29 protein-coding genes are annotated in these 24345 nt (G+C 44.1%); 14 read left to right on the top strand and 15 right to left on the bottom strand.

Annotated elements, in window-relative coordinates:
* Positions 1-318 precede the first annotated feature (318 nt).
* The gene (locus VN447_RS03945; protein ID WP_325523036.1) at positions 319-1065 is read left to right on the top strand and encodes a sulfite exporter TauE/SafE family protein; all 747 of its coding nucleotides are present in this window, start codon (positions 319-321) and stop codon (positions 1063-1065) included.
* 16 nt (positions 1066-1081) lie between these two features.
* Here VN447_RS03945 and VN447_RS03940 read toward each other — a convergent pair whose 3' ends face one another.
* Positions 1082-1453 (bottom strand): HsmA family protein, encoded by a 372-nt coding sequence (locus tag VN447_RS03940; RefSeq protein ID WP_325523034.1) that lies wholly within the window; start codon positions 1451-1453, stop codon positions 1082-1084.
* Between the two features lie 213 nt (positions 1454-1666).
* Positions 1667-2218 (bottom strand): CBO0543 family protein, encoded by a 552-nt coding sequence (locus VN447_RS03935; RefSeq protein WP_325523032.1) that lies wholly within the window; start codon positions 2216-2218, stop codon positions 1667-1669.
* A gap of 289 nt (positions 2219-2507) precedes the next feature.
* Here VN447_RS03935 and VN447_RS03930 point away from each other — a divergent pair, with 289 nt between their 5' ends.
* The gene (locus VN447_RS03930; protein ID WP_325523030.1) at positions 2508-3089 is read left to right on the top strand and encodes a DJ-1/PfpI family protein; all 582 of its coding nucleotides are present in this window, start codon (positions 2508-2510) and stop codon (positions 3087-3089) included.
* Positions 3090-3109: 20 nt separating this feature from the next.
* On the opposite strand, the gene VN447_RS03925 is transcribed toward VN447_RS03930, so the two are convergent.
* The 4 genes from VN447_RS03925 to VN447_RS03910 all read right to left on the bottom strand — a co-directional run bounded on the left by VN447_RS03925 (position 3110) and on the right by VN447_RS03910 (position 5097).
* A complete protein-coding gene (locus VN447_RS03925) occupies positions 3110-3703 on the bottom strand; it encodes a dienelactone hydrolase family protein (protein WP_325523028.1) in 594 nt (197 codons plus the stop codon).
* 15 nt (positions 3704-3718) lie between these two features.
* Complete coding sequence (locus VN447_RS03920; RefSeq protein ID WP_325523026.1) at positions 3719-4039, bottom strand: carboxymuconolactone decarboxylase family protein; 321 nt, start codon at positions 4037-4039, stop codon at positions 3719-3721.
* On the bottom strand, positions 4036-4440 hold the full coding sequence (locus VN447_RS03915; RefSeq protein ID WP_325523024.1) for an ACT domain-containing protein: 405 nt from the start codon (positions 4438-4440) through the stop codon (positions 4036-4038). The genes VN447_RS03920 and VN447_RS03915 overlap by 4 nt, the downstream gene beginning before the upstream one ends.
* A 123-nt stretch (positions 4441-4563) precedes the next feature.
* Positions 4564-5097, bottom strand: a complete 534-nt coding sequence (locus tag VN447_RS03910; RefSeq protein WP_325523022.1) for a CBO0543 family protein — start codon at positions 5095-5097, stop codon at positions 4564-4566.
* A gap of 440 nt (positions 5098-5537) precedes the next feature.
* Here VN447_RS03910 and VN447_RS03905 point away from each other — a divergent pair, with 440 nt between their 5' ends.
* The gene (locus VN447_RS03905) at positions 5538-6143 is read left to right on the top strand and encodes a TetR/AcrR family transcriptional regulator (RefSeq protein WP_325523020.1); all 606 of its coding nucleotides are present in this window, start codon (positions 5538-5540) and stop codon (positions 6141-6143) included.
* Positions 6144-6219: 76 nt separating this feature from the next.
* Entirely contained in the window at positions 6220-6975 is a 756-nt protein-coding gene (locus VN447_RS03900; protein WP_325523018.1) for an SDR family oxidoreductase, read from the top strand.
* Positions 6976-7238: 263 nt separating this feature from the next.
* Here the strand turns inward: VN447_RS03900 and VN447_RS03895 are convergent, their stop codons facing one another.
* Together VN447_RS03895 and VN447_RS03890 are read right to left on the bottom strand one after the other, a co-directional pair.
* Positions 7239-7481, bottom strand: coding sequence for a LysR family transcriptional regulator substrate-binding protein (locus VN447_RS03895; protein WP_325523016.1), 243 nt, complete (start codon positions 7479-7481; stop codon positions 7239-7241).
* A 71-nt stretch (positions 7482-7552) separates the two neighbouring features.
* Positions 7553-7810 carry a hypothetical protein gene (locus VN447_RS03890; protein WP_325523014.1) on the bottom strand — a complete coding sequence of 86 codons (258 nt, stop codon included), beginning with the start codon at positions 7808-7810 and terminating at the stop codon, positions 7553-7555.
* Between the two features lie 664 nt (positions 7811-8474).
* Between VN447_RS03890 and VN447_RS03885 the strand changes: the two genes are divergently transcribed.
* From VN447_RS03885 to VN447_RS03875, 3 genes are all read left to right on the top strand, one after another.
* On the top strand, positions 8475-9632 hold the full coding sequence (locus tag VN447_RS03885; RefSeq protein ID WP_325523012.1) for an alpha/beta hydrolase: 1158 nt from the start codon (positions 8475-8477) through the stop codon (positions 9630-9632).
* Positions 9633-9719: 87 nt separating this feature from the next.
* Positions 9720-10220, top strand: a complete 501-nt coding sequence (locus VN447_RS03880; RefSeq protein ID WP_325523010.1) for a (R)-mandelonitrile lyase — start codon at positions 9720-9722, stop codon at positions 10218-10220.
* A gap of 94 nt (positions 10221-10314) precedes the next feature.
* Positions 10315-11040 (top strand): carboxymuconolactone decarboxylase family protein, encoded by a 726-nt coding sequence (locus VN447_RS03875; protein ID WP_325523008.1) that lies wholly within the window; start codon positions 10315-10317, stop codon positions 11038-11040.
* Between the two features lie 524 nt (positions 11041-11564).
* On the opposite strand, the gene VN447_RS03870 is transcribed toward VN447_RS03875, so the two are convergent.
* The 6 genes from VN447_RS03870 to VN447_RS03845 form a co-directional block, all read right to left on the bottom strand.
* Positions 11565-12662, bottom strand: a complete 1098-nt coding sequence (locus tag VN447_RS03870; protein ID WP_325523006.1) for a DUF362 domain-containing protein — start codon at positions 12660-12662, stop codon at positions 11565-11567.
* Positions 12663-12974: 312 nt separating this feature from the next.
* Entirely contained in the window at positions 12975-13652 is a 678-nt protein-coding gene (locus tag VN447_RS03865; protein ID WP_325523005.1) for a DUF4405 domain-containing protein, read from the bottom strand.
* A 106-nt stretch (positions 13653-13758) separates the two neighbouring features.
* Positions 13759-14130, bottom strand: coding sequence for a cyclophilin-like fold protein (locus VN447_RS03860; protein WP_325523065.1), 372 nt, complete (start codon positions 14128-14130; stop codon positions 13759-13761).
* Between the two features lie 28 nt (positions 14131-14158).
* Positions 14159-14305, bottom strand: coding sequence for a hypothetical protein (locus tag VN447_RS03855; RefSeq protein WP_325523069.1), 147 nt, complete (start codon positions 14303-14305; stop codon positions 14159-14161).
* A 4-nt stretch (positions 14306-14309) separates the two neighbouring features.
* Entirely contained in the window at positions 14310-15035 is a 726-nt protein-coding gene (locus tag VN447_RS03850; protein ID WP_325523003.1) for a flavodoxin, read from the bottom strand.
* 179 nt (positions 15036-15214) lie between these two features.
* On the bottom strand, positions 15215-16132 hold the full coding sequence (locus VN447_RS03845; protein ID WP_325523001.1) for an AraC family transcriptional regulator: 918 nt from the start codon (positions 16130-16132) through the stop codon (positions 15215-15217).
* 188 nt (positions 16133-16320) lie between these two features.
* Here VN447_RS03845 and VN447_RS03840 point away from each other — a divergent pair, with 188 nt between their 5' ends.
* From VN447_RS03840 to VN447_RS03810, 7 genes are all read left to right on the top strand, one after another.
* Positions 16321-17430 (top strand): alpha/beta hydrolase, encoded by a 1110-nt coding sequence (locus tag VN447_RS03840; protein ID WP_325522999.1) that lies wholly within the window; start codon positions 16321-16323, stop codon positions 17428-17430.
* Positions 17431-17472: 42 nt separating this feature from the next.
* Positions 17473-18006, top strand: a complete 534-nt coding sequence (locus VN447_RS03835; protein WP_325522997.1) for a flavodoxin family protein — start codon at positions 17473-17475, stop codon at positions 18004-18006.
* Positions 18007-18243: 237 nt separating this feature from the next.
* Positions 18244-19413, top strand: a complete 1170-nt coding sequence (locus tag VN447_RS03830; protein WP_325522995.1) for an MFS transporter — start codon at positions 18244-18246, stop codon at positions 19411-19413.
* A 112-nt stretch (positions 19414-19525) separates the two neighbouring features.
* Positions 19526-20695 (top strand): iron-containing alcohol dehydrogenase, encoded by a 1170-nt coding sequence (locus VN447_RS03825; protein WP_325522993.1) that lies wholly within the window; start codon positions 19526-19528, stop codon positions 20693-20695.
* Between the two features lie 16 nt (positions 20696-20711).
* Entirely contained in the window at positions 20712-21347 is a 636-nt protein-coding gene (locus tag VN447_RS03820; RefSeq protein WP_325522991.1) for a flavodoxin, read from the top strand.
* 60 nt (positions 21348-21407) lie between these two features.
* A complete protein-coding gene (locus VN447_RS03815) occupies positions 21408-22043 on the top strand; it encodes a flavodoxin family protein (RefSeq protein ID WP_325522989.1) in 636 nt (211 codons plus the stop codon).
* 96 nt (positions 22044-22139) lie between these two features.
* Positions 22140-23219 (top strand): alpha/beta fold hydrolase, encoded by a 1080-nt coding sequence (locus tag VN447_RS03810; RefSeq protein ID WP_325522987.1) that lies wholly within the window; start codon positions 22140-22142, stop codon positions 23217-23219.
* 388 nt (positions 23220-23607) lie between these two features.
* On the opposite strand, the gene VN447_RS03805 is transcribed toward VN447_RS03810, so the two are convergent.
* Positions 23608-23868: a hypothetical protein gene (locus VN447_RS03805; RefSeq protein WP_325522985.1), complete on the bottom strand. Its 261-nt coding sequence runs from the start codon at positions 23866-23868 to the stop codon at positions 23608-23610.
* Positions 23869-24345: the final 477 nt, after the last annotated feature.

The raw sequence follows: 24345 nt of genomic DNA, 5'->3' as shown, positions 1-24345 counted from the left end.
AATTCGTCCAAATTTGTCGTCATTTATAGCCTAAAATGGCACTAATGGAATTCGAATCGCAGTTTCGAAGGAGACGGCAAATCGGCAATATTGACAGGCTCGGCAGTCATGGCAAAAGTAAAGATAACGTTAATTAGTATAGCATTTTGGGTGCGGCGTGTCAATTGTAAGGTTGTGGATGATTCCTTTACAATTGTGCTACTGTCATATTACACCACATGCTCAACCTCTTTTTATTCTTCGTTGCAGGAACTACCCAATATCAAGATAAATATAAACGATATAGAATAGCTGATGTTGGTTAATTAAGGAGCTGCTATGTTGCTAACAGAAATTTACATTTTTATTGTTCTTATACTATCTAGTTTTTTACAGACAACTACTGGCTTTGGCTACGCCATCATAACGGCACCTTTATTAGCACTTGTATTGGGCGCAAAAGAAACCGTTATGCTTGTTATGCTTACAGGTCTCATTGTAAGGCTCTTTCTAATTCGAGCTATCAAAAATGAGGGAAGTTTTAAGGCAATATTACCTTTGATAACCGCAAGTGTCTTTGGGGCAATCCCAGGTGCGTATGTTATGACGATAATTAGTAGTGATGGGCTGAAAATTTTTATTGGCATAGTCCTGCTCATAGCTACAGCTACAATGTGGAAAAACTGCACAATTCGCGTAAGACATCAAAAGTTTGTTGAAACTATTGTTGGAGCTTTAAGTGGATTTCTCGCAACTACAACAAGTATAAACGGCCCTCCCATTGTCCTTTACTACCTGAACTCCAATGCGGAAGAAAACAAAGTTGTTTTTCGGGCAAATCTCACCCGATATTTTTTGTTAATAAACATAGCGTCGATTATCATTTCTTATTTTGCAGGCACTTTTAAAATCGAAGAATTATGGACTTATGTGTTATTTTCTATTCCTGCATTGTATATTGGATTTTATCTTGGCGAAAAGTTTTTTCACCGCATAAATGCCGAAGTTCTTAGGAAGGTTTCGATATTGATGGTTTTTGTTAGTAGTATAATGATAGTCGCAACTGTATTGATAAAATACTTATAATATAGTTATCACTTAACTAATGTATTTTGAAAGCACTAAATAATAAACCCGAAAACATAGGTATCAGCCATATTAACCATACGAAAATACTTAGCTTATGAAAATTAACTTTTAGATGGTTATTTTCTGAGTGTAATACCCATGTTGCCCAGAGTGTATGAATAAACATAAGAAGTATAGCAAACAATCCAGTCAAGCCATGAAAATCAGCCTGAAATCTCCCTGCAATATTGCTCATTGCAGTAGTACCGATACTATCAAATGCTAAACCTATCCAAAAAACTACTACGTGCCACCAATTTAATATTTTTTGAGTTTTTTCTGCAAATACAGCTAAAGTATAAAGAAGACCTGCTAAACTGATAAAACTAATAGCGATAATCAACATATACTGCGTCCTCCAATTACCCTTCTCTTGCTATTAGCATATCATAAACTCAAATGGTTCCGCCTGAAATATATTTTGAGTAGAAAAAATATACGAGACATTATCTGGCATTAATGACACCAAAGTCATTTAAACGGAATTCAAACACAAAAAAAGCTCTGAGAAAAATCCTCAGAACCATTGATTTCATTGGCTTTAAATGTTATGTGTACCTCAGAACTTTTTATGAAATACAAGGCGTTCAATCAACCATTTACCAATGACAGCTTTCATTAGATAAATCGGGAAAGAGCTGATGTGCTCCCACTGCAAAGGCGTGTATACTCCATACCATTCAGCAAATGGTTCTCCCAAAAATGCTAGGACAGCAGCAAAGATACTCTCGGCGACTATGAATGATTTCCACCGTGGGAAGTATTGATATACAAGCATATGTGCAACGGTTAATAATCCCCAGTTAATTCCTATTGAGTCGGGAATTATAGGTAGCAATTTTATGGGATAAATCCAAAGTTGTAAAGCTGAACCAATCGCATCCATTGCGGTAACCACAAACATTATATAGATGCCATAGGCAAGAATTATTGCTGTCTTTGTTTTATCTACAAGCTTCCACCATATAATCCATGGGATAATTAATAGTACGACAAGTGCCCACCATTGATAAGTAAAAAGTTCGTGGTGCAACCAATGTTTATATTGAAGTTCATGAAGCTGGCTTTGAACAGCAAGTATCTCGTTGTATTGCATTGAACTGTCTGTCATGCTACAACTCCCTACGATTTGGTCAATAACCCTATTATGTAGCGGAATCAGATAATGTATACAATAGCCCAAAAGCCCGCAACGAGGTGGTTACCGGAAGTACTCCCCGTCCGAAAAATGCTGTTATGCAAACCTAGTGAGGTCTTCTAGAAGGCTCTACAAGGCCACTTGACACTTTGCTATTACTTTTCTAGACGCTGTAAACTGCTGGAGAGGGGGTCCAATTTCTCAAGGAAAAATTATCCACATAGGGGAATTCGTCTTCTAATAATTTAATCTGGAGGTTAGCATGATAAAAGTTGGCATCTTAATTTTTCCCCAGGTTGAGGAACTTGATTTTGTCGCTCCATTTGAGGTATTGAGTTATATCAATAAAATCGAACCCAACAGCACTAGAGTACTGCTAGTATCTGAAAAAGCTGAGGTAATAACCGCTTTTAACGGAATGAAGGTTGTACCTGATCATTCATTTGATACGTGCCCAGAATTAGATATTTTAGTTGTACCTGGTGGTAAAGGCCGCCTTGATGCTATGCACAACCCCACGATTAAAGAGTTCTTGTTAAATCAATCAAAACATACCCAGTACATAACATCTGTTTGTACAGGTGCTTTTCTTTTAGCCGAAGCAGGGTTACTTACGGGAAAGAAAGCCACTACTTATCACACTGCCTTTGAGGAGTTACAAGCCTATCCCGACGTTACGGTGAAAAAAGCCAAAGTTATACAGGATGGAAATATTATTACATCAGCAGGAGTGAGCTCTGGTCTAGAATTGGGGTTTTTCATTATTAAGATTTTATTTGGTAGCATTGCCGCAAAGGAAGTGGCAAATAGAATTGAGTACGACATAGATATTGATGCTTTATAAAGTATTGTGCAGCTCAGGGATTAGGCACTCACTGTTTCATGCTTTTTGATAAATAATCTTGTTGCCACACAGGCTCTACTTGATGATCTTTTATTATAGTTATTTGAAAACGGGTCAGCAAATCCATGCTGCCCCGGCATTTTTTTAACTTGAACATTTTCAAATTCGTTTAAACTCAAAATAAGTTTCTCTACATTAAAAGATTTTTCTGTGGTAGGAAAAAATAACAAACTGGGGCATTTAGGCTTTATTAATAGATAGTCTCGTATCCTCGAACCATAAAATCCGATAGTTAAATCACACAAACCGGTTTCGCTGCATAGCCAGGCAAGAGTAGCACCTATGCTATAGCCTAATACGTAAACCTCTTGATAATTTGCCCGTACATTAAAAAGGATATCTTTTACCTGACTGAATGACCGTTCAAAACCAATAGTATTCATAAAGTAACTATAAGCGATTTCTTCTTGGTCATAACTAAACGGTTCTCTACCAGCAAGTAGATTTGGAGCGATAATATCAATTCCATATTTTGAATATTCTTCACACACCTTAATGATGTGTCTATTAATCCCATAGATTTCATGAAGAACAATAATAGCTACTGTACACACTCACATCACCTGCATTTATTCACTATCAAATGCATTCAATGCTACAGGTAGAGCCTGAATAACTACGTTTCCTACCGCTGGCAATCCCACTAAAACAGCACTTATTATTTCTTCTCTTGTAGCCCCAAGTGATTTAGCGTGCTTTACGTGAAATGGCAATCCACCTTCTAACCTGGCTGACGCTAATACAGCGATGTATGCGAGTTCCTCTGTTTTAGAATCAAGGTTACTCGCTGTACCTAGTTTTTGCACCGTTTCCATCCATATCTTTTGATGCTCCGGAGCTTCCTTAATAAATGTTTGAAAGGCATTACTTAACAATGATTTTTCACTCATTTTTCGAACTCCCCCATTATAATTTCATGCCCCTCACTGCTAAGTGTGTGCAATGCACGTTCGAGGTCTTTACTTTTTACTAAAATATAATCTGTGTTGTACGTAGAAATTGCAAAAATACTTAAACCTGCTTTGGCAAGTGCTGTAGCAACCACTGAAAGTATGCCTATTAAGCCAAAATCCAAGATTCCTGCAATCTTGAGTGCTCTCCAGCCTATTTCACATTGAACATCGCCAGGTATAACCATTTCAGAACAGACAATTGAAAGCTCGTCTGGTGTTTTAGTAATCGAAAAAAACTTCCCCTGATACGCCCACTCTGGGATAGTCTGGTTTGAATCTAATTTGCATACCCCAAGTGAATCAGCCAGAACTTCAAACGTTAATCGCTGATTGGTCATTTTATCATCCCTTCATTCAGGCACTATATTCCTATTAAAATTCGCCAGAATGTAATTTATTTCCTCTCTGAAAGATATAAAATGACACCTTACCAATCATCGCACCGGTTCCATATGTTCCACTTATTTAAATTCCGCTGAACTGAAATTAAATACTACCAGAATAACAGCCGTTCGCACAAAGGTAATTAGCCACGCCCAGAAGGGGCTTACATAGTGGAGTCTCAGAATTAAAAAGATCGCACAATCAAATAAAGTTGATATTTCCCAAGACCAACCTTTTTCATAATAGATACCACCTATTGTTTTGTCTATAAATTCCAGAGTGCTAAAAACTAAAGCCCATAACAGTATATAACCATATTGATAAAAGGCGTCGCTGCTGTATGGGAATCTGGAAAGAAATGCAAACGCAGTTGACGGTAACATCACAAAACTGTTGAGTAATTCAATTGTTGTTTGTGTTTTCACCAGAGCATCCGGATGATAATTCCATAAAGTATGATGATACGTAATAAGACACACAGCCAAATTGACAGTCATTATAAATAAGACTGTCGGATAATATCTCCCCCGGTTTTTCCAATCACCCCACTTCCACACAACAAACAAAATTCCCCCAAGTAGGCAAATCCTAAAAAGTAAAATAAGCCACATATATTGTACCATCCTAATCTAAGCCATCTGTGCGTAGAACCATCTATATCCTTATTGCTATTTTGATCAATACCGAACAATTTTAGGATAGCCATTACAGGTTCGTTGAATAATTCTACTGCTCTACTGATGAGAATTATTTTTTTAAATAGTACACAGCCTGAATAGCCTGTGTACTATTTGTATGGCAATCCCGTTGGATCGCCGCTCAGCATTCCAGTAACTATTCATTTGACCAAACTGGGATAACTTTTTCATCATACGCTGTATTGCTCTTGACTATAATTATATTACATGTTACATTTTTAATAATATGTAACATAAATAAAAGCCAGCTCTTCTCAAAGAAATGAGCTGGCTGCAATGAACAAGTTCTTGGACGAAAACGTCATCGTGGGCAGTTGTTCGTAAAATTTTAATGAATATGTGGTGGAAATACTATGCCGAAAACTGGATTAACCTCCGAAGAAATTAAAGAAAAGGCATTACAAATAACGGAAGAAAAGATCCGCTATTACGGATTCGAAAAGTTCCGCTTAACGGATATTGCCAGGGAGCTTAAAGTAAGCCATGCTGCTCTTTACAATCATTTTCCCGACAAAGCTGCACTACTTGACGCCATTTCCGAACGATGGCTGACTCGAATGGATAACACGTTGCAGCTCATTACGCAAAAAGAAGCGTCCCCGCGACAGTTGATTACAGAATGGTTCCTGAAATATCACGAGCTAAAAAAAGAAAAGGTTCTGAATGATCCTGAGCTTTTCAAATCCTTCAATATGGCGGCAGAACTACTAAAACCGTTTATTGTACAGCACTTGCATAACCTAAATGAGCAACTTTTAGCGCTGGTTCAAAAAGCAATAGCCGCCGGAGAAATCCGCGGGCAATCACCGGAAAAAGTAGTTCAACTCTTACTGGAAGCCACTGTATCCTTTCACCACCCGCGGATGGTGCTGGATCATAAGGATGAACAGCGCGAGCAATTGCTGCAAAAAATAGTCGAAGTACTGCTTGACGGTCTCAATAACTCGACTCTGCCGTGATGGCTAAACTATGCCTGGAAATAAAGCGAAAGCAGCTTTCGCCATGAAAGATATTAAATCTAGGAGGATGAGAAAAATGACCCACGTTCAAGAAAAAAAACTAGCAGGAAAAGTGGCCTTAGTAACAGGTGCATCCAGAGGTATCGGTAAAACAATTGTGGAAGAATTAGCACTTAACGGGGCAAAGGTTGTTATTAATTACTCCAGCAACTCGGAAAAAGCAGAGCAAGTCGCTGCCGGCATCAAAGAGCAGGGCGGCGAAGCATTGGCTGTCCAGGCGGACATCAGCCGGGTTTCCGAATTAGAAAAACTGTTCCAAAAAACCATGGAAGAATACGGCCGAATCGATATTCTTGTCAATAATGCTGGCATTATGCTCACAAAACCAATTACAAGTATAACTGAAGAAGACTTTGACAGAATTATGGCGATTAATGTGAAGGGAACCTACTTCGCTTGTCAACAAGCAGCAAAGCACATGAGCGATAATGGGCGAATTATCAATTTCTCCACTTCAGTGGCCGGCAATATGTTTCCTACATATAGCATCTATGCAGGCACCAAAGGAGCCGTCGAACAGTTTACCCGTCAATTGGCAAAAGAGTTCGGAACTAAAGGCATTACAATTAATGCAGTTGCGCCAGGTCCAGTTAATACCGAACTTTTTACCGTGGGAAAAACCAAGGAACAAATTGAAGCCCTCAGCAAAATGAACGCCTTCGGACGCTTGGGCGAAACTACGGATATCGCTAAAGTTGTACTGTTCCTGGCCAGTGAAGATTCACAATGGATCACAGGACAAACGATTCGCATTAATGGAGGGTTTATATAAGACCGTTCATGAAACACCACCTCGTAGACTAAATTCATTTAGGATTGCTAACTTTTCTGCACCGCTATATTGACTCTTTTTGGGCATGAAAATACTCCCCTTTCGGCAACAAGGTTTTTATTATTTCTCCTGTCTACCTATTGGGAGCATATCAATTTGAGTGATGCGATTATTTCTTATATGTTTAGCTCCAACAAAACAGGGTCCAAATCCTTGAAACTCAAAGATTTGGACCCTGTTTTTAGTTGGCTTTGAGATAATCCTTACTCTTTTAATATTCTCGTTGCATAAGCAATAAATTTTCGTACCGCCGGTGAAGCTGCCTTTATAGACGGAACGGCGATTCCCAACGTAATACTTTGCGGCGGGTCGAGTGGAAGCATGACGACGTTGTTTTGTCGCCCTTTAGTAACAAGCTCATTCATCACACTCATGCCTAGTCCACATTCGATCATGGAGAGGGCTGCATAATTTTCCAGTGTTGAAAAACAAATCTGCGGAGTCAAGTCTGCACGTTATATCAATAACAAAAATTAGCGTTTCCCGTCCCAAGATGTCTCCGAAATAGCCATCTCTTTTATGGATATTGTAGTAACTGGACAGATAATGCGTTATGGCAACATAACAACCCATAATTGCCATTGTCCAGGCCTTCGTTTAAGGCAATTTTCAGCTTTTCCAAATTGCCGTTGGTGGTGAAAGCGGCGATGGTGACGACGTTCTGCTGCTTGGCGTTTAAGTCTGGATTATTTTTGCTCTGCGCCTGCGAAGCCGGGGGAAAACTGAGCAATGAGAGGAAAATTCCTGTCAGAATTACAGCAATGATATTGTTCATGCTATGACCTCCTTTTATTTGCTATTTTATATTGAAGTTTATTCACTTTGATTGTCGCATTAACTGTCAAAAGAAAAAGGCGTACTTGAAGCCTAAAATTAAACAGGTGATCTGCGGCTTAGGTGTAGGCTCGTATTTCGAACAATGGGGCTTTGCGACAGACCACATCCATGAAGCTGATTGGTTTACCGCAGTCGCCTGGAGAAAAACTGTGTGTAGAAATTCCACGCATAGTTAGATTCTAACGAAGCCTTTTGCCAGTGGATCTTATTCCGGAATGGTGGCTCTCAAACTCCGGAGATAGGGTGCTCTTTTACCAGAACCATGGCTCATTTGCTCTGGATTATTCACTCTGAAATATTCACTGTAGATTGAATTTATATCAGCAGAAAGCGGCTCGGATAAATACTTGTGAGAGAATTCGGCAATCATTTGATACTATTGAGATATCAGTCGCCTTTTCTCCTAGTATATACTAAGGACAATCAAGCTTGTTTCACAATGAAAGGGGGATATTGGTACGATAGAATAAAGGACTTCCAAGAAATACTGACTTAAATCTTTCTCTACATAATGGTGATGATCTCGGGGTCTGCCGAGGGCTGGCAGGATAAAGCTGTGGCATTTTGGCAACGGCAATTCTAAGAAGAAAGAAGGATTTTTTATGAGCTTGAAATTAAAGGTAAGTATAGCAATGCTAGCATTGGGGCTGATGGTCACCGGGTATGGTGGGCAGGAAGTCAGTGCACAGCAGGTACAGCGAGGCATTCATCCCGCTGTGACAATGGAAAAAAGAGCCTTTCAGGAAGTAGATCCAAGCACAATCAAAAGCCCGAATGAAAATCCGTTTGGTCTGGTTTATCAGGGAGCAATTACCCGGAATGTCCCAGGTCAGGTGAATATTCATCCAATCACTTATGATTTGAATGGCATAAAGATTTCGGCCAATGTGTATACGCCGGCAGGCTATGATGAGGAAAGCGAGAAAAAATATCCGGCACTTGTTGTCGCGCATCCTAATGGCGGAGTCAAGGAACAGGTAGCGGGTCTTTATGCACAGCGCATGGCCGAAAAAGGCTATATCACCATTGCGGCAGATGCCTCTTTCCAGGGAGCAAGCGGCGGGTACCCGCGCAATGTTGATAAACCGGCCTATCGGGTGGAAGACATTCATGGTATGGCAGATGTCATTTCTTCTTACCCGGGAGTTGATGCTGAGAGCCTGGGAATCCTGGGAATTTGCGGCGGTGGCGGCTACACACTGAAGGCAGCGCAAACTGACAAGCGGTTCAAAGCGGTGGCAACGCTCAGCATGTTCAATTCGGGCATTGTCCGCCGTAACGGTTTCCTGTCTTCTCAGACGGCTACCATTCAACAGCGTTTGCAGCAAGCTTCGGCGGCCAGAGCTCAGGAAGTTGCCGGCGGTGAAGTACAATATACTCCGGACATGCTGGATATGGACCTGAGTAAGGAACAGCTTGCCCAAATGCCGTCTTTGTATAGTGACGGCTATGAGTACTATGGTAAGACGCACGCACATCCGAATTCCACGTTCCGCTATACGGTGAGCAGCAATCTTGACTTATTCAGGTTTGATGCGGCCAATAATATGGATCTGATCAACCAGCCGTTGCTGATGATGGCTGGCAGCAATGCGGATACCTTCTATATGACCGAACAGGCCTTTGCAGCAGCAACTGGCACAAATGACAAGGAATTGTTCCTGATCAAGGGAGCAACCCATATTCAGACGTATTGGGTACCGCAATATGTGAACCAGGCTATTGATAAATTGACTGCGTTCTATGGCAAACATTTGTAATTGCATGTTCCGGCATATTGCCATCCATGCTGCCGGTGTGAAACCACCGACAGCATGGATGGACTCTGACTTTAAGGAGAGAAAATAATGGGACGACTAACAGCCGTAATCCTCTCGTTTGCTTTGCTCGTTTCAGCAACCGTTTTCCCTGGAAAGGCAATAGCCGCCGAAACAACCAAAGGTTCGCAAACAATCACTCGTGTTGGCTCGCAGCCTTCGGAAAAAGCTTCTGCAAAATATTTTACAGGTAATGTCCGTGTTGACCGCCTGTTCTCAGCCAACGCTGCGGCACAGTTTACCGGTTCTTACGTCACCTTCGAGCCGGGAGCCCGGTCTAACTGGCACATTCATCCGTCTGGGCAGCGCCTGCTTGTTACAGCCGGGGTTGGTTTGACACAGGAATGGGGTGGCCCGATAGTAGAAATCCATCCAGGTGATGTGATCTGGTGTCCGCCTGGCGTCAAGCATTGGCATGGTGCCTCGCCAACTACAGCCATGACCCATCTCGCTTTCTCGGGAGTGCTTGATGGAAAAACTGTGGAATGGCTGGAGAAGGTAACGGATAAGCAATACAATGACATTGAATAATTTTATACATTGCTCCTTTTGGCATGAAATATATGAGTTAATCAATAAATGGTAGATCAAAGTCTTGCCGTTTTAAAGTAAAGGAGACGGGTTGATGAGGAAAAAAATAGCAGCAATTTTAACAGGGATTTTCCTTTCCATATTTAGTATGACAGCTGTTTCACAGGCGCAGCCGACAATTCATTCCGGCTTGAATGTCAAACAACAAGGCATCGTTACAATTGCGGCTTTTACCGCCAAAGGCGATTTAGAAAGGCTAAAAACTGCGTTAAACGAAGGCTTGGATGCCGGATTGACTGTAAATGAAATTAAAGAAATTCTTGTACAGATGTACGCTTATTGTGGATTTCCGCGCAGTCTGAATGGAATCAATACCTTCATGAACGTAATGAAAGAACGTGAAGCCAAAGGTATCAAGGATGAATTGGGCAGGGAAGCGAGCCCTTTGCCTGCCGGCAAAAGCAGCATCGAACTTGGAACAGAAGTTCAGACAAGCCTGATAGGTGCACCCGCTAGCGGGGCAATCTATACATTCGCTCCCGCCATTGATGAGTTTCTAAAAGGACATTTGTTTGGGGACATCTTCGGACGCGATAATCTGGATTACCAGAGTAGGGAGATCGCGACCATTTCGGCCTTGGCCAGCATGAACGGCGTCAATAACCAGCTTCGTTCCCATTTCAATGTGGGATTGAATGTAGGACTGACCGAAGCGCAGCTGAGGAGCCTGATAACCGTGCTTGAAACGAGAGTGGGCAAGCAGGAAGCCGATAATGCAACCGGCGTGCTGAACAATGTGATAAGCGGCAGAACTCGCTAAGGCCTGATTTGGTAAACCTATTGTGTTTAGACTGCATTGTACAAACTGGAGTCCTTTAAACCGTACGGTCCATTCCACGTGAATATGCGTGAGAAATGTCAGCGTCTTTTAGGCGCTGGCAAGTTTTACGCCCTTCTAGAGCTTGTGCAAGCGGGCTAAGGTGGTAAAAGCCATGGAGGTGATGTTACCATCGTTTATTTGCCGGTTGAGGGTATTCATGGAAACACGCATTTTCTTTTTGCAGATTTAAATAATGTTCAGGTTGCTGATCATCTTTCATCATGGCTTGCAAAAAAGGGCTTGATGTTAAAAAGTAGGAGTTGGGTGCAATAAAGTATGGGAGCAAATACTAAGGTTGCTATGTTAGATATGAAACAGAGCGCCTGTTCTTTTCACATCATGATCCAGAATTTGTGAAAATGCTCGTCTATGAATAAGAACCGAGCATAGTTTTATAAGAGCGAAAGTCATTCCAATCAAAAAATAGGCGTTTTGTACGCCTATTTTTTGTTATCAAAGACACATCAAATTTCTATCAGATTATATTCCCGACTACCCATGCCCAATGTCTCCATATATTTGAGCTGATGTAGGCCGAGGCGGGATTCAATGCGTTCGACGATATCGCGGCGTTGATCAGCAGGCAATTGATAAATCAAGTCCACGCACGCCTGGTCAGTCGCCAGAATATCTGTCGAGCCAATAATACCAATATCATCACAAGTTGGTTTAGCAGCACTAGATCCGGCACAGTCACAGTCAACAGAAATATTTTTCAAAACGTTAATATAAGTGATGTGCCCTTTAAAGTGCTCAGTCGTGGCTTTCCCGGATTCCACCATTCGCTCCAAGAATTCTTTGCCGATTGGAAAGCCATCCCCATGAATCATTCTTTTGCCTACTTTACCAGAAGCCATACCGATGCCGATGTTTTTTAAAGAACCACCGAAGCCCCCCATTGCATGGCCTTTAAAATGTGTATAGACAATCAGGGAATCATAGTTTAGTACATGTTTACCTATCGCGATTTCCCGCAAATGAATTCCTGGTGAGAAAGGAAATTTTCCTCCAAAATTATCTGCTTGTTTATCGAGAAATTCTTTCGCGCCTGTCGGCAGCATAATATCGCCGTCCTCGTCCAGGATGTCGACCGGACAGAAGTCAAAACCATTGATTTTGATTATCTCACGATGTGTCCTGGTTTCCCGACGCGGACTTTTGTACATCACGTTGCATTCGACAATGGCGCTGTTCGGAATTTTGCTCTGCAGATTTTTAATGTACTCAATTGGCAGGAGATTCGGTCCGTGCGGCTCTCCCGTATGAAGCTTAATCCCGACTTTACCGGTAATGCCGTCGTTAATTTTTTCATAAATCTTTTGTACGCCTTCTGGGCTTAAGTCCCGTGTGAAATACACATTGGGCTTACTTGGATCATGGTGCGAAACTGCATGTGATCCATCCCAGGTCACCTGTCTCTGCCCGCTTTCCTGCGCATTTGCAGACACCTGAAAGAACGAAGGAATTGCTGCTAATGCAATTGTGCTGCCGGCAGCCTTCAAAAAATTACGCCTAGAAAAATCCTTTGATTTTTTGTCTCGATGGTCATCTGGTGTTTCCATTTCTTTCTCGTCTCCTTTTTTATATTTCTATCTCTCGGAATAGAGTAAGTTACGAATCCCAGAATAGAGTTCGTAATACCCTCTCTTAGAGTCCTTCGTAACAAGGAATTTTACTTCATCGCAACGGCGGCTGACGAAAAAGCTTCTATGGAGCGTACGATGGATGGTCTTCGTGGATTTACCGATTGTTTGCCAGGTGCTAAGATCAGAGGGCTTATCTATGGTGCCGGTGCATGGCAAAAAGGTGATATCCAAGGAAACAAAGCAATAAAAGAGCGTTGGATAAGGGCATGGGGATTTGATTCATGTGAATTATCGTTGGCCTTGGGGCCGAAGCAATTTAGAAACATAATAACCTATGCAGGCGAACAATCCCATTATGGCAAGATAGTCTGCGAAAAAGGCAGTCAGCGGTTCGTTAAAATCAAAGAATACAAACTGGTTTTGTAAAAAAAGATACGAGCCGATTTGCCGCTGAAAAAAAGCGTACATACCATAAGCGGCAATCAGCAAACCAGTTGTGCGTAAAAATATGGTTCGAGGCACGGACGGCTTGGCGATATGTATGACCTTCCTCATGACACCCATCAACATGTTTAAATGAAGGCCCATATGCACCGACATTAGCACAAAGCCCCAATAAGCGCAGAGCATATGCAGAGTTCTTGCAAAAGCTTGGTCGTCGCTTATGGGCAGAAAAGCAAACACATGGCGGGATAGAATAATGCCGCTGATCATAAGCCCAACCATTGACAGAAAAACGAAAGCCGTAACTATTGTCTGCAAAATACGATATGCGGTATAGTTGCCTTTCGGCAAATGGCTGATCCAATTCCAATTCAGGATATGGTGGAGGATACACAGCAAGAACATACCTGCGCCGATCCATTCGTGGGCGGCTTCTCCTATAAGCTCGTATGCCATAAGCAACAATAAGCCTACTGTCAAAAAGAAATCAATTGCAATTTTACAGATTGTTTTTGGCTTCATCTTTACAGTTTCTCCTTGAACGCTATTCTTTTGAGAAAGCCTGCCGTATCTTTTGCGGCAGGCTTTCTATGGACAGTAGGTTCTGTCGGAAAGGCTCTTTTTTATCTCACTGCTCCTCCGGTTCAGCTTGCACAGGTACTTCGTTTGCCAACTCAACCAGAATATCTCCGGTATAGTTTCGGAAGTGCTCAACTCCTGATTCAATCATACCGATATGGATAATATCAACGACGGTTTTCGGCAAATGATCGCTGTAGCAAAAGGCCACCTCCGGACCTTCTGGCCAATAGAATATGGAGCCGAGAGCGTACTTCCTGGTGCGTTCGCCATCCTCAGAAATTGAATGTGGCAGCACAGTGGACTTCACAAGGCCAATACGGTCAAAGGCTTTCAACTTCAGTGGCAACAATTCGACAAATTCCTGCGCTGTCCGGTTGTCTTTCATCGTGGCGTACATAACAGTGTTTCCGGCCGTGATCTTAATTCTTATCGGAACTGTGGAAGCATCACTCTTGGTGGTGTTCGAGATACCGGGAGTTTCTTGGGTCGTCAGAAGGCGGCCTTGCCGGTGGTGGGGTATTAGCCGCCAAGCCACAGGCGGCTAGCAAGCTCATTAGTCCCAGCACCAGCATGGATGCCATTGCTTTTCTCATGGCATTAATACCCTAATTCCTTCACCCATGCAGCAACATCATCCGCACAATTCTGCACGGTATTTCTGGAAACAGTAAAGCCGTTTTTAATAACATTGGTGTTCGGCTGTAATGCGGCAATGGTGCTCACCGTATTAGAAAACCCGCTTCCTCCGTGGGTATTGAACGGAATAATGGTTTTGCCGGACAGATTATGACTTTCAAGGAAAGAGTACAAAATCATCGGCATGTCGCCCCACCAGTTGGGGTATCCCAGAAAAATCACATCATACTGTCCAAGGTTCTCTACTTTTGCCGCAAGCTCCGGTCTTGCTTTATTATTCTGTTCTGCCTTAGCCAAATCTACCAGTGTTCTGTGATTAGTAGGATATGGCGTTTTCGGTTCAATACGGAAGATATCGGCGCCGGTATTTTTCTGAATCAAATACGCCACATATTGTGTGTTGCCTAAAACTTCACCGTTGATGACTACCGTGCTGTTTGCTTCTTCCTGGGTCATATTATTGGGATTAGTCGTTTCCGGCATGGAAAAGTACACTAACAGAGTTTTCTTGCCATCTTTATTTGCAGCTGAAGCTTTGGCAAGGGGAGATGTTGTCTTGCTTTGCTCGGTACTGGAAGGCTGCGGCTGCGAGCTATTGTTGGACTGATTTTTACTGCTGCCGCATCCCGCCAAACTGAATACCATAATAATCAAAGCTAAAACAAGCGTTAAAGTTTTCTTATTCATATGTCCTCCTAATTTATCCAGATGCGTCTCATTATTTAGAGTGTTTTCACTCAACCTTATTATGCCCTACCTGGAATAGAGACTGTTATCCCATTTCTCTCAAATGATTGCCTGATTGTATCAATCGTTAAAAACCATTCGGGGGAGTGCAGTAAAAATTGCACTCCCCCGAATGATTTCTATGCATCTATCGGTTGGTTATAATTGGCTTTCACGCGCTTCATATCTTCTTTCGGCGGAAGGCCAAACATGCGGGAATATTCCCGGCTGAATTGCGATGGACTTTCGTAGCCTACCCGAAATGCAACCTCAGCGGCGTCGGCTGACTCGGATAACAGCAAGCGCCTTGCTTCGTGTAGGCGCAGTTGTTTCTGGAACTGAAGAGGACTCATGGCGGTTACCTCTTTAAAGTGGCGATGAAAGGAAGAAACACTCATATTTGCTATTTCCGCAAGATCTTCAATCCGAAAAGACTGATCATAGCGATGCATGAGTCGTTCAATGACGTTGCTAATTCGATAGGTATAGCTTCCTTCGATGGCAATCTGTTCCAATTTTCCCCCATGCTGTCCCTGCAGAACCCGATAGAGAATTTCCTTCGTAACGAGAGGAGCAAGTACCGGGATATCCGCGGGATTGTCCAGCAAACGAACCAGCCTGATTACCGCATCCAACAAAGAGGTCTCAATCCGGCTGACAAAAATAGCGTGACTAGAATTTTCTTTCGAGTCAATGCGAGTCTCTAAATTACTGAGAACATCCATGACTTGCCTTGGAGTAAATTCCAGCTTGAGAGACAGATACGGAAGGTCGGGGGCGGCTTCCACAACCTGGCCGATAACGGGCACGTCAATGGATGCAACAAGGTAATCGGCAGGACTGTACCGAAAGCGCTCCTGGGCCAGCCATACGTCCTTTGCGCCCTGAACGACAATGCATAAGGACGGCTTGAAAACTCCGTAAACGGGTCCGGTAATCGCAGTCTGGCGGTTAAAAAATAAAGACGGAATAGCAGTCGCATGAACACCGTCCCGGCCGGAATATCGTTCAATGACTTTGGCGAGCTCATCCTGCTGCTTATCTATTGATTCAGACATAAGATCCTCCTGTTTTTTCAGCCTTGAGTAAGTCTATTATAATACACATTTAGCTGCTTGCAACTAGCTGCGATAGGATTAGGCAATTATTTAGTATAAATGAGATACCAGTTGTTTGCCGATTAGTTGCATAATGAAGGTGACAAAGCTTACATCTCTGGTTACAGGTGCTAGGGAGGTGTGTGGAAATGAATTTTGTTAGCTGGATCATATCAGGTAGTCTCTTTTTCGGTTTGATGATGGTTTATTCCGGTTGTGAGAAAAGCGATGCTGTTATCGATACTTCTATGGAGGAGGCAAAAGTTATGCCCGAATCAATTAGCATTAAAAGTTCATATGAAGGAAAGAACATGAATGACAAGAGCAAGTATGCCCATGTAAAAGTCAATAATACCATTTCTGACATCGTGAAGCATCCCGCGTTTGAAGGATTTGGCCGATTTATACTGCCATTAGACCGAGGGTATTATGATGAAAATATGCAACTGAATCGTGTTGGTTCGCTTCTTCCTTATCACAACAATGTTGATCCCGAAACGGTAGTAGATACCATTAACTACATGATAGACAAAGTCCATGATGGAGATAAAATATTCTATCATTTCTATACGGTTCAGCAAGTACAAGATGATTCAAGCAAAAAATCTACAGGCCTGTTTTTCTTCAAGGGCGAACAGGGGGCCCCCTTTGCCGTGGTGTGTCCTGGCGGTGGTTTTTCTTATGTGGGCTCTGTCCACGAAGGCTTTCCTCACGCCATAAAGTTGAGTCAAAAAGGATACAATGCCTTTGTAATCCAATATCGTGTAGGCAGCGAGAAAACCGCCTGCGAGGATTTGGCAGCCGCCATTTCTTATATATTTAGAAATGCGGAATTGTTGAATGTTGCTACAGAAGATTACTCTGTATGGGGCAGTTCTGCAGGGGCAAGGATGGCAGCGAATATCGGTTCTTATGGTCCTTCTGGCTTTGGCTATTACGGGCTTCCAAAACCGCCCACGGTAGTCATGGCTTATACCGGTCACTCGACTTATACCAAGGAAGATCCGCCGACCTTTGTTGCCGTTGGCGAAAACGATCGGATTGCCAATCCGGCACTTATGAAAAGACGTGCGAATGCTTTAAGCGATGCAGGTGTTGATGTTGAGTTTCGCCAGTATCCGAATATCGGCCATGGTTTCGGACTTGGCATTGGCACATCGGCGGAGGGATGGCTGGAGGCAGCGGTTCAATTTTGGGAAGAGCATATGGCTTCCAATAATATCAGGCGGCCATCTGACAGTGCGGAGCCGAGAAAATAACGGTAGATTTAGTAAATAAACGAAAGAAAGAAGGAATTAAAAATGCCAAAAAATATACTCGTATTATCAGCAAGTCCTCGAATAGGGGGGAATTCCGATACGCTATGCGATCAATTTATCAAAGGAGCAGAAGCCTCCGGAAATACGGCAGAAAAAATCTATGTGCATAACCAGGCAATTGGTTCCTGTATGGCCTGCTATGCCTGTAAAGCAACAGGCACTTGTATACAGAGGGATGATATGTCCGCTATTCTTGATAAGATAGTGGCTGCCGATGTGATTGTCCTTGCGACGCCCGTTTATTTTTATACGATGAATGGACAGCTCAAAACCCTGATCGACCGCACACTACCACGTTATACAGAAATTCGTAACAAGGAATTTTACTTCATCGCAACGGCGGCTGACGAAAAAGCTTCTATGGAGCGTACGATGGATGGTCTTCGTGGATTTACCGATTGTTTGCCGGGGGCTAAGATCAGAGGGCTTATCTATGGTGCTGGTGCATGGCAAAAAGGTGATATCCAAGGAAACAAAGCAATGAAAGAGGCGTTGGATAAGGGAATTGGTATTTAATTAATGAAGAAAGTAGACTTTTGATTTATGCGGCTTCCAGTATTAATGAAAATGACTGATCCACAATTCGCATGGATATTCAGCTGTTGCGTAATATGATAAATAGGATTAGGCAATCATTTGGTATGAATGAGATAGCAGTCAATGTTTTATTTGGCGCATAATAAAGGTACTGAAGTTGTTCATAGCTTTACTATGAATTACTTTAGCAAATGATATAGGAGCAGACAGAACATCATGAGTAATACATGGAGAATTTATTTGCTGACTATGATCAGCTTCTTGATTGGCACATCACAATTCGTTATCGTGGGCATTTTGGATAAAGTCGCTACTTCCGCCGGCGTATCGGTAGCAACAGCAGGACAACTGATTACCGCCTTCGCACTCGCCAGCGCGATCGGCACGCCCATTGTCATGGTAGCGACGGCGAAGATGGATCGGCGCAGGCAACTGCTGCTAGCTCTCACGATCTTTTTACTCGGCATCGTTGCGACGCTCGCCCTTCCGGGCTTCGGTTTCCTAATGGCTTCTCGCGTCATACTCGGGGTCGGAACAGGAGTCTTCGTCGTCACTGCCTATGCGATAACGGCGAGGCTGGCTTCTCCCGGACACCAGGGCGAAGCAATGTCCAACATATCCATGGGCTTTAGTGCCTCATTGGTATTTGGCGTCCCGATTGGCCGTGTCATTACGGCAGCGTATGATTGGCAGACAATCTTTTGGGGTATCGGCTTTCTCAGTTTGCTGGGAAGTTTAGCGATCGCCCGGTTGCTTCCAGCCATGTCAGGCGAAACGCCGGCTCCTCTCGGCAAGCAATTTGCCCTCTTAAAGAAGCCGAATATAGCGGCTGCCCTTGGCATGACACTCTTTGTGTTTATCAGTTATTCGGTAGTCAATACGTTTATCACGCCCTTCCTGGCAGCTGTCAGGCCGATGAGTGAACAGGAAATGAGCAGCATTCTCTTCGCTTTGGGCATCGCGAGCTTGATAGGTTCCAAGCTTGGCGGTTTCTTGGCGGATCGGTTCGGCATTCCTCGCACGCTCCTCGGCAGTATGGCCGGTCAGGTGTTCTCCCTCGCGTTCGTGTCCGTCACCTCTGGTTCAGTAATCGTTACCATCATGCTGATCATGCTCTGGGCAACTTCAGCCTGGATATTTGGACTGACCCAGAGCATTAACATCGTCTCGCTCGCTCCGGAAGCCTCCGGCATCATGCTGAGTCTGAACAGTTCCTTCGTGCAGCTTGGCTTTGCCGCTGGCGCCGGCATCGGTGGAATCGCCGTGGGTGGTTCGTCAATCCTGATCGTTAGTTGGATCGGAGCCGCAGCGGCCACAGTTGCGCTTTGTGTCGCGGCTGTCTCGTTCGGCTTTAGTCGCCTGAGGCACCAAACATGCGGTGATTAAATTCCAGATAACATGATGCCATGTGTGACTCAATTTTAACAACCAAAACTAATCAAGATACATTAAGCAAAAATTCAGTGCAGAATAGAAATCAAAGGAGATGTTTGAAACGATGAGTTTCACTATGTATGTCCCTACAAAAATTTTATTTGGTGCAGGAATGCTGAGTGAACTTCACAAACAGGAGCTGCCGGGCAAAAAAGCGATGATTGTGATTTCTAACGGCAAGTCAACCAGAGCCAACGGCTATTTGACGCGAACGGAAGAGCAGCTTCGCCTGGCTGGCGTGGAATCTGTTGTGTTTGATAAGGTGCAGCCGAATCCGGTGAAGGGCACCGTGATGGAAGGCGCTGCTTTTGCCAGGGAAAATGGCTGTGATTTCGTGGTTGCTCTTGGCGGCGGCAGCTGCATCGACTCGGCCAAGGCAATTGCCATTATGGCGGTAAACGACGGCGATCTCTGGGATTATGTCGCCAGTGGCACCGGCAAGAAAAAACCGATTGACAATGAGCCGCTGCCGATTGTCGCCATCAGCACGACGGCGGGAACAGGCTCCGAAGCGGATGCAGGCTGTGTAATTACAAATCCGGCAACGAACGAGAAAGTCGGCATCAAGACGCCGGCGCTTTTCCCGAAGCTCTGTATCGAGGATACGGAGCTGATGAAGAGCGTACCGCCGTCGTTTACCGCTTATCAGGGCTTTGATGCGCTGAGCCATAGTTTGGAAGGCTATGTTTCCAAATTTGCCAACCTCATGAGCGATATGTATGCCATCACAGCGATCGAAAACGTTGGACGCTATTTGGCTCGCGCGGTCAAGGACGGCAATGATATGGAGGCCAGAGAACATGTGGCTTTCGGGAATATCCTGTCCGGGACGGTCATGTGCGTCGGCACGACTTCCAGCCAGCATTCTCTGGAACATGCTTTATCGGCTTATCATGAAAATCTGCCCCATGGCGCAGGCCTCATCATGCTCAGCCGTGCCTATTTTACGAACATCATCGAGCAGCATGTATGTGATGACCGCTTCATCCGGATGGCTAAAGCCATGGGCATGGAGGATGCCGAAAATCCGCTGGATTTCATCACGGTGCTCGAAAAGCTCTTAGAGGACTGCGGCGTAGCGGATTTGAAGATGAGCGACTATGGCATTACGCCGGATGAATTTCCGAAAATGGCCGATAATGCGCTGGGTCCGATGGGCGGACTCTTCGCCTGCGACCGTATACAGTTGACAAAAGAAGACTGCATTGCAATCTATGAGAAATCTTATAAATAACGGATAGGAGAATAGAATGAAGAAGCTCTTACTCTTGATTATGTCCAGCCTTATGATTTTCTCTCTGACTGCCAGCAGCAGCAACAATACTATAAATTCAACCGTTTTCCCAAAACAGGCGGCAGCAAGTGTCACAGACAAAGATACTGCGTCAAGTGCCAAGACTTTGGAAGACAAAGCTGCGAATAGCAAAGGTAAAAAAATTCTTGTAGCCTATTTTTCCCATAGCGGAAACACGCGCAGAGCCGCTGAACAAATCCACAATCTTGTTGGTGGTGACATGCATGAGATTAAGACAGTAACAGCGTACCCGACAGGCTACGATGAAAGCGTCGAAGTTGCCAAAAAGGAAAAAGAAACAAATGCCAGACCAGCGCTTTCGACTAAAGTAAACAATATGGCTAACTATGATGTGATTTTTATAGGGTATCCCATCTGGTGGCACACAGCTCCCATGCCGATTTACACCTTCCTGGAAGCCTATGATCTTTCCGGTAAGACGGTCATTCCCTTCTGTACAAGCTACAGCAGTGATATCGCGGAAAGCATGGACGCCATCAAGAGCCTCTGCCCCAATGCAACCATCCTAGAGGGACTTACGGCTAATGATGCGAATAAAATCGAGCCATGGCTGACGCGGCTAAACGGGTAGGAAAATAAAGTGCTTACGGACACAATATCCGCCCTGTCATTTAATAAAGGAGTGAAAAAAATGAAAGTATTGCTGATTAACGGCAGTCCCCACGAAAAAGGTTGCACGTACACGGCGCTTATGGAAGTAGCGACTACTTTGGAAAAAGAAGGTATCGGCGCGGATCTCTTCTGGATTGGCAATAAGCCGCTGCCAGGCTGCATTGCCTGTAAGTCCTGCGTCGAAAAGAAACAATGCGTTTTTAATGATAGAGTCAACGATTTTCTTGCTATTGCGGCAAATGCAGACGGCTTTGTGTTTGGTTCGCCTGTGCATTATGCGGCTGCAAGTGGTGCGATTACTTCCTTCATGGATCGTGCATTTTATACAGACTTGCTTGCCGGCCGGCAGTCCTTTTATTTAAAGCCGGCTGCAGCTGTTGTATCCGCCAGAAGGGCCGGGACAACCGCTACTTTTGACCAGCTCAACAAATATTTCACTATATCGGAGATGCCTGTTATCTCGTCGCGTTATTGGAATATGGTTCATGGTGCTACGCCGGAAGAGGTGAAGCAAGATTTGGAAGGACTGCAGACCATGCGCGTACTAGCAAGAAATATGGCCTGGTTCCTGAAATGTAAAGAAGCTGGCATGAAGGCTGGCGTGCCACTCCCCGCAAAAGAAGAAAATATCTATACCAATTTCATTCGGGAATGAACAAGTTTTCTATGCTAAACAAAAAATTGACGTATTCGCGTCAAGCTCGATACCACTAACAAAGAAAGCTTAAATTTTGTAAAAGGAGGTTTCAGAATGACGTATCGAAAACTATTTGCTGCCCTCTTGCTTTCCGCCAGCATGATATGGTCAGGAAGCGCAATGGCGGCCGACAGCGGCAAACCTAAACCACTGACCATCCAAGAGCAGGGTAGTTTCTCAGTGGGTGGAACCGTAATCAGCAATCCCGGCACTTTTGACCCAATCAAAAGGACGCCTGAGGGACAGACTCTCCACGGTGATCATGCTTCTGTATTCTATCAGATCCCAGCGAAGGCTCGCAAACTTCCTCTCATGTTCCTGCACGGCGCCGGGCAATCTGCGAGGACCTGGGAAAGTACGCCGGACGGACGTGAGGGATTTCAAAACATTTTTCTGCGTCGCGGCTTCGGGGTCTACTTAATCGACCAACCACGTCGCGGCGAAGCAGGACGTAGTACTCTGCCAATGACAATTACGCCTACGCCCGACGACCAGTTTTGGTACGGTATGTTCCGCATCGGCAACTGGCCTGATTTCTATCCGGGCGTGCAGTTTCCACGTGACCAGGAATCCTTGAATCAGTACTTTCGTCAGATGACGCCCAACACGGGTCCCTACGATGCCGGTGTGATCTCTGACTCAGTTTCCGCGCTATTTGACAAAGTCGGTCCAGGAATTCTCGTCACTCACTCACAAGGTGGAGGTCCAGGCTGGATCACGGCTATCAAGAACCAAAATGTCCGCGCCGTCGTTGCCTATGAACCTGGCAGCGGCTTCATCTTCCCGGAAGGCGAAGTTCCATCGCCAATGCCTAGTTCCGCTGGCCCGCTAGAGGCGTCTAGTGTGCCTTTGTCAGATTTTATGAAGCTCACAAAAATTCCGATCGTCATTTATTACGGCGACAATATTCCAGAGCAGCCTTCGGCAAATCCGAGCCAGGATAATTGGCGTGTACGTCTGGCAATGGCGAGACTTTGGGCGGATGCCGTGAACCGTCATGGCGGTGATGCAACGGTAGTTCATTTGCCCGAAATTGGCATTCATGGCAATACACACTTTCCCTTCTCAGACCTGAACAATGTCGAAATCGCCGACGAACTCTCCAAGTTTCTTAAGAAGAAGGGATTGGACTGATCTTAGAACTTGATCAGTCAGAGCGGATGAACGATCGTTCTTAAATTCCTTACTGTTAGTCCAATAGGTATGGCCTATACGCATAAGCAGGTTGTCCATGCAATACAAATAGCGAATCTGTGGCGGCCCCCCCTCCACCGAGAGTACTAATCTGAATAAAGCCCGCCGATTTGGCGGGCTTTATTCAGGAATGCCTATGATAGATAATTCGCTTTCGTGCTACTAAATCATCTAGCAATTCTCACCGTCAGCAGCTTGTGCGTCTGATGGAGCACTAAATCCAGCAAAAAAGCCATTGACCTCTGACTGCGCAGCATCAATGGCTTGCTTGCAAATCATGCCATGCAGCCCGAATCACTTCGTTTAAAACAGTGTCTCCTTCTGTGACCTAATTGTGTTTGATTTGAGCTAACAATTTTGCTTCGCTACCAGTGTGAGGACATTGAACAAATGCAATAAAATCATCGATATTAAAACCAGCATAATGTCCTTGAAGCTTTAATTTTACTATTGGCCAAGCTGGCAAACAGGGAGAAATCTTACTGGTAAGCATTAGAACAATAAAGGCAGCTTGAACACGTGTTTCAAAATTTCCACCGCCCCCTCCAGTAGAAAATGGATTGCTCTGCTGCTTTGTCGAATCACACATTGTTCATCCTACCTCCCATAAGAAGCTTCATTGTCTCTAAATCGGCCCTAATTACGGCAGCCTCCAGGGGTTTCGTGGCTGCCCATGGTAAGCCGTCTGATATGGCTGCCAGCAATACAACGGAACATGTTTTATTCGGCAGGAGCTAGATGTTATACAGTTCCCATAATTTATTTTATTGCGGGTAATGATTTTTCCTGACCGGTTGCATATTTTTATTTCAATGGGTATAATATAAGAAAAGGACTGACGTGTTGGTAGCACGCCAGCCCTCCAGACTGCCTAACCGGAAAACGGTTAGCCCAGGTCTACGGGATTAAAATAACCGCCGCACTTTGATATGCTCCCCAATAGGTAGACAGGAGAAATAAAAAAACCTGTTGCCGAAAGGGGAGTATTTTCATGCCCAAAAAGAGTCAATATAGCGGTGCAGAAAAGTTAGCAATCCTAAATGAATTTGAGCAAGGAGAAGATAGC

The organism is Sporomusa sp. (genome assembly GCF_035561155.1).
Classification (GTDB): Bacteria; Bacillota; Negativicutes; order Sporomusales; family Sporomusaceae; genus Sporomusa.
The sequence above is the reverse complement of the archived record's forward strand: the minus strand, read 5'-3'. Positions and strand labels throughout refer to the sequence as shown.

Bases quoted from the DNA above. Each gene is read 5' to 3' on its own strand.
- VN447_RS03885 (WP_325523012.1), top strand. From the start codon at position 8,475: ATGAGCTTGAAATTAAAGGTAAGTATAGCAATGCTAGCATTGGGGCTG.
- VN447_RS03915 (WP_325523024.1), bottom strand. From the start codon at position 4,440: ATGACCAATCAGCGATTAACGTTTGAAGTTCTGGCTGATTCACTTGGG.
- VN447_RS03865 (WP_325523005.1), bottom strand. From the start codon at position 13,652: ATGAAGCCAAAAACAATCTGTAAAATTGCAATTGATTTCTTTTTGACA.
- VN447_RS03875 (WP_325523008.1), top strand. From the start codon at position 10,315: ATGAGGAAAAAAATAGCAGCAATTTTAACAGGGATTTTCCTTTCCATA.
- VN447_RS03890 (WP_325523014.1), bottom strand. From the start codon at position 7,810: ATGAACAATATCATTGCTGTAATTCTGACAGGAATTTTCCTCTCATTG.
- VN447_RS03905 (WP_325523020.1), top strand. From the start codon at position 5,538: ATGCCGAAAACTGGATTAACCTCCGAAGAAATTAAAGAAAAGGCATTA.
- VN447_RS03935 (WP_325523032.1), bottom strand. From the start codon at position 2,218: ATGACAGACAGTTCAATGCAATACAACGAGATACTTGCTGTTCAAAGC.
- VN447_RS03910 (WP_325523022.1), bottom strand. From the start codon at position 5,097: ATGTGGCTTATTTTACTTTTTAGGATTTGCCTACTTGGGGGAATTTTG.
- VN447_RS03845 (WP_325523001.1), bottom strand. From the start codon at position 16,132: ATGTCTGAATCAATAGATAAGCAGCAGGATGAGCTCGCCAAAGTCATT.
- VN447_RS03820 (WP_325522991.1), top strand. From the start codon at position 20,712: ATGAAGAAGCTCTTACTCTTGATTATGTCCAGCCTTATGATTTTCTCT.
- VN447_RS03940 (WP_325523034.1), bottom strand. From the start codon at position 1,453: ATGTTGATTATCGCTATTAGTTTTATCAGTTTAGCAGGTCTTCTTTAT.
- VN447_RS03840 (WP_325522999.1), top strand. From the start codon at position 16,321: ATGAATTTTGTTAGCTGGATCATATCAGGTAGTCTCTTTTTCGGTTTG.
- VN447_RS03945 (WP_325523036.1), top strand. From the start codon at position 319: ATGTTGCTAACAGAAATTTACATTTTTATTGTTCTTATACTATCTAGT.
- VN447_RS03920 (WP_325523026.1), bottom strand. From the start codon at position 4,039: ATGAGTGAAAAATCATTGTTAAGTAATGCCTTTCAAACATTTATTAAG.
- VN447_RS03810 (WP_325522987.1), top strand. From the start codon at position 22,140: ATGACGTATCGAAAACTATTTGCTGCCCTCTTGCTTTCCGCCAGCATG.
- VN447_RS03880 (WP_325523010.1), top strand. From the start codon at position 9,720: ATGGGACGACTAACAGCCGTAATCCTCTCGTTTGCTTTGCTCGTTTCA.
- VN447_RS03830 (WP_325522995.1), top strand. From the start codon at position 18,244: ATGAGTAATACATGGAGAATTTATTTGCTGACTATGATCAGCTTCTTG.
- VN447_RS03815 (WP_325522989.1), top strand. From the start codon at position 21,408: ATGAAAGTATTGCTGATTAACGGCAGTCCCCACGAAAAAGGTTGCACG.
- VN447_RS03900 (WP_325523018.1), top strand. From the start codon at position 6,220: ATGACCCACGTTCAAGAAAAAAAACTAGCAGGAAAAGTGGCCTTAGTA.
- VN447_RS03855 (WP_325523069.1), bottom strand. From the start codon at position 14,305: ATGAGAAAAGCAATGGCATCCATGCTGGTGCTGGGACTAATGAGCTTG.
- VN447_RS03835 (WP_325522997.1), top strand. From the start codon at position 17,473: ATGCCAAAAAATATACTCGTATTATCAGCAAGTCCTCGAATAGGGGGG.
- VN447_RS03825 (WP_325522993.1), top strand. From the start codon at position 19,526: ATGAGTTTCACTATGTATGTCCCTACAAAAATTTTATTTGGTGCAGGA.
- VN447_RS03805 (WP_325522985.1), bottom strand. From the start codon at position 23,868: ATGTGTGATTCGACAAAGCAGCAGAGCAATCCATTTTCTACTGGAGGG.
- VN447_RS03870 (WP_325523006.1), bottom strand. From the start codon at position 12,662: ATGGAAACACCAGATGACCATCGAGACAAAAAATCAAAGGATTTTTCT.
- VN447_RS03850 (WP_325523003.1), bottom strand. From the start codon at position 15,035: ATGAATAAGAAAACTTTAACGCTTGTTTTAGCTTTGATTATTATGGTA.
- VN447_RS03930 (WP_325523030.1), top strand. From the start codon at position 2,508: ATGATAAAAGTTGGCATCTTAATTTTTCCCCAGGTTGAGGAACTTGAT.